The organism is Methylobacterium sp. WL19, from assembly GCF_008040005.1.
GTDB lineage: Bacteria > Pseudomonadota > Alphaproteobacteria > Rhizobiales > Beijerinckiaceae > Methylobacterium > Methylobacterium bullatum.
In genome coordinates this window covers 1-3461 of sequence record NZ_VRVC01000229.1, presented here as the reverse complement: position 1 = coordinate 3461, position 3461 = coordinate 1, and the positions used below count along the sequence as shown (strand labels likewise).

The window sequence follows — 3461 nt, the reverse complement described above, 5'->3', positions numbered from 1 at the left end:
CCCGCCACCCCCACCGGCCGGCCCGAGCCCAAGCTCGACCAGCCTCCGCCCCTGCCGCGCGACAGGCATCTCGGCTGGGCCGTGGTCGGCCTCGGCGATTTCGCCCAGGCCCAGATCCTGCCCGCCTTCCAGCGGGCACGGCGCTCCAGGGCCGTCGCCCTCGTCTCCGGCAACCCGGAGAAGGCGAAGTCCGTCGCCGCCCGCTACGGGATCGGACCGGGCGGCCTCTACGATTACGCCTCGATGGGGAAGATAGCCGACAACGCGGACATCGCCGCCGTCTACATCATCACGCCGAACTCCACCCATGCCGACCTGACCATCAAGGCCCTGGAGGCGGGCAAGCACGTTCTCTGCGAGAAGCCGATGGCGACGAATTCCGCCGAGTGCCGTCGGATGATCGACGCCGCCAAGGCCGCCGACCGCCGCCTGATGATCGCCTACCGGGTGCATTGGGAGCCGCACAACCTGCGCGCCAAGGCGATGATGGATGCGGGCGAGCTCGGCGAGGTGCGCTTCGCCTCCTCCGACCATCACCGCCCCCTCGAGCCGGGAAAGCCCCGCGACCAGTGGCGTATGCTGAAGGCCGTGGCCGGCGGCGGGTCGCTCGTGGATATCGGCATCTACGGCCTCAATGGCATCCAATGGTTCTTCGGCGAGAGCCCGTCCTCGGTCTCCGCGTCGATGCATGCGCCTGCCGGCGATCCGCGCTTCGCCGAGGTGGAGGACGTGTTCACGGCCCAGCTCGTCTTCCCCTCGGGCCGGCACGCCACGGTCTCGTCGGGCTACAGCGCCGACAAGAAGCGGATCGACCTGTGGGGCGACAAGGCGGTCGCCACCCTCGATCCCGGCACCGCCTACCAGGGCAACCGCCTCGTGGTCGGCAATGCCAGACGCGCGGACGAGATCCTGACGGCGGAGGGCGACGCGGTGCAGTTCACAGGCGAGATCGACCACCTTTCGCAGGTCATCGCGGAGGGCGGTGAGCTGCGCACGCCCGGCGAGATGGGCCTGCGCGACGTCCGCCTGATCGAGGCGCTCTACCAGGCGGCGGCGACGCGCCGATGGGTCGATCTCAACCCGGACATGACGATGCGGCCGGGCACGCCCTGACGGCGGCGATCGGGTTTAACGCATCTCGGCATGCAGGCAGACAGCGTCCCTCTCCCCCTTGTGGGGCGAGGCTAGGAGTGGGGGTGGCGCCGCTGGCCTCCGCCGGCTGAGGGTCGCCCAACCACCCCCACCTCCAACTCCTCCCCACAAGGGGGAGGAGGGTGGGGCCGCGCTCCCTTCCGGAAACGGACAACTCGAAAAATCGGTCTTGCGTGTGGGTCGTGGCGATTCCGGCGGAGGGCGCACAGGAACGAATCGGGTACCATGGACACGTATGTCATCACGCTCGGCGGCTTTGGGGCTCTGGTGCTCCTCACCGCCTGGCTGCCGATGGTGCTTCGGCAATTGCCGCTGTCACTGCCAATCTGCTGCGTCGCGATCGGGGCCGGCCTGTCGCTGATCCCGGGGATCGGCGAGTTCTCCCCCCGGCCGGAGCATCACCTGCGCCTCATCGAGAAGGTCAGCGAGTTCGTCGTCATCATCTCGCTGATGGGGGCCGGGCTGAAGCTCGACCGCCGGGTCGGCTGGAAAAGCTGGATGGTGACGTGGCGCCTCCTCGCCATCGCCATGCCCCTGACGATCCTCGCCCTCGGATTCCTGGCCTCGCATCTCCTCGGCCTCGGCATCGCCGCGTCCCTGCTCATCGCCGCCGCCCTGGCGCCCACCGACCCGGTCCTCGCCTCCGACGTCCAGGTCGGCCCGCCGTCGGAGGGGGAGGAAGACGAGATGCGCTTCGGCCTCACCTCCGAGGCCGGGCTGAACGACGGGCTCGCCTTTCCCTTCGTCAACCTCGCCATCGCGTTCGCCGCCTCCTCCGGCCTGAATGCCGCCGGGTGGACCGAATGGGTCGGCCTCTCGCTGGTCTGGAAGATCCTGGCGGGGGTGGCCCTGGGCGCCGCCATCGGGCGGGGCTTCGGCTGGCTGACCTTCCACCTGCCGAACCGCGCCCGCCTGTCGCGCACCGGCGACGGCTTCGTGGCTCTCGGCATCACCTGCCTCACCTATGCCGCCGTGGAGGCGGTGCACGGCTATGGCTTCATCGGCGTCTTCGTCGCGGCCCTGGCCATGCGCTGGTCCGACCAGGGCCACGATTACCATCACGCCCTCCACGGGTCTGCGGAGGCGTTCGAGCGGTTGGCGATGATGATCCTCCTCGTCGGCTTCGGCCTCGCCCTCGGCGGCGGGCTCCTGCGCGACCTCACCTGGGCGGGGGCCGCCTTCGCGTGTCTCGTCATCTTCGTGGTGCGCCCGCTCTGCGGCTGGGTCAGCCTCGTCGGGCACGACCAGCCCTTCGCCGAGCGGGCGGTGATCAGCGTCTTCGGGATCAGGGGGCTCGGCACGATCTACTATCTCGCCTTCGCCCTCGGGCATGCGCGGTTCGAGGGGGCGGGCCTGTTGTGGAGCACGGCGGGGTTGACGATCCTCCTCTCCATCGTCCTGCACGGGGTCAGCGTCTCGCCGGTGCTGGGCTTTCTCGACCGCCGCAGCGGGCGCGATACCGAGAGCGCCCAGCTCGACCTGCCGCTGGCCTCACGCCGCGCCGAATGAAGCCGGGGAACGGGGCCTGTCGCCCGAGCGACATCGGTGCTCGTATTGGCCGGATACCCTGCAAATTTTCCTCCGCCCGACCAAAAACAAAGCCCAAGTTTTTCATGGCATTTGCTAAATCCCGCCATTGGGAGTACATGACGGTGATCGAAGCGTGATCAGATTTTCATTTGCTGAAGCCAAACGGCTTTTGCTGAACGAGAGTCGGGCGCGAATCGAGACAACGGAGAAGGCCTGACATCTTCGTCCGGACCTCCGAACTATGATGCCCGCAAGGGCGAAGGATTATGATGGCTGTCGGTACTGTTAAGTGGTTCAACGAGCAAAAGGGCTTCGGCTTCATCCAGCCGGATAACGGCGGCAACGACGTGTTCGTGCACATCTCCGCCGTCGAGCGCGCCGGTATGCGCGGTCTCGCCGAAGGCCAGAAGGTCTCCTACGAAATGGAAACCGACAAGCGTAGCGGCAAGCAGTCCGCCGGCAGCCTCCAGGCCGCCTGAGCCACGTGCCGCATGAGCCATGCCGGGTTCCCTGAGAATCCGACAATGGTTACGGAGCCGCTCTTCATTGAAGAGCGGCTTCCTGCGTTTTCGATGACGTCTTTTTCCTATGCGGCCTTGCCCCGCCGCATTCCAAACCAGGATTCTGTGTGAGCCAATTCAACGAAAACTCCATGACCGACCGCCTCAAGGCTTCGCAGGAAGCCCGTCAGGCCGCGCTGGCGCGTTTCCGCGACCGCCCGGCCGCAGACGATCCGACGGTGGTCGCCCGCAAGGCCGAGCGTGAGGCCATCGCCCGCG

General features: G+C 67.6%; 4 protein-coding genes. All 4 read left to right on the top strand.

Annotation, left to right across the window (positions count from 1 at the left end; genetic code table 11):
• The coding region (locus FV220_RS24450; RefSeq protein WP_147833521.1) for a Gfo/Idh/MocA family oxidoreductase at window positions 1–1113 on the top strand (1113 nt) is incomplete at its 5' end.
• Window positions 1114–1377: 264 nt separating this feature from the next.
• Window positions 1378–2661, top strand: coding sequence for a cation:proton antiporter (locus FV220_RS24445; RefSeq protein WP_056160654.1), 1284 nt, complete (start codon window positions 1378–1380; stop codon window positions 2659–2661).
• 290 nt (window positions 2662–2951) lie between these two features.
• Window positions 2952–3161, top strand: a complete 210-nt coding sequence (locus FV220_RS24440; protein WP_026176335.1) for a cold-shock protein — start codon at window positions 2952–2954, stop codon at window positions 3159–3161.
• A 149-nt stretch (window positions 3162–3310) separates the two neighbouring features.
• Window positions 3311–3461, top strand: a 151-nt coding sequence (locus tag FV220_RS26305; RefSeq protein WP_281406104.1) for a DUF6481 family protein, incomplete at its 3' end; no start/stop codon positions are given.

Bases quoted from the DNA above. Each gene is read 5' to 3' on its own strand.
- FV220_RS24445 (WP_056160654.1), top strand. From the start codon at position 1,378: ATGGACACGTATGTCATCACGCTCGGCGGCTTTGGGGCTCTGGTGCTC.
- FV220_RS24440 (WP_026176335.1), top strand. From the start codon at position 2,952: ATGGCTGTCGGTACTGTTAAGTGGTTCAACGAGCAAAAGGGCTTCGGC.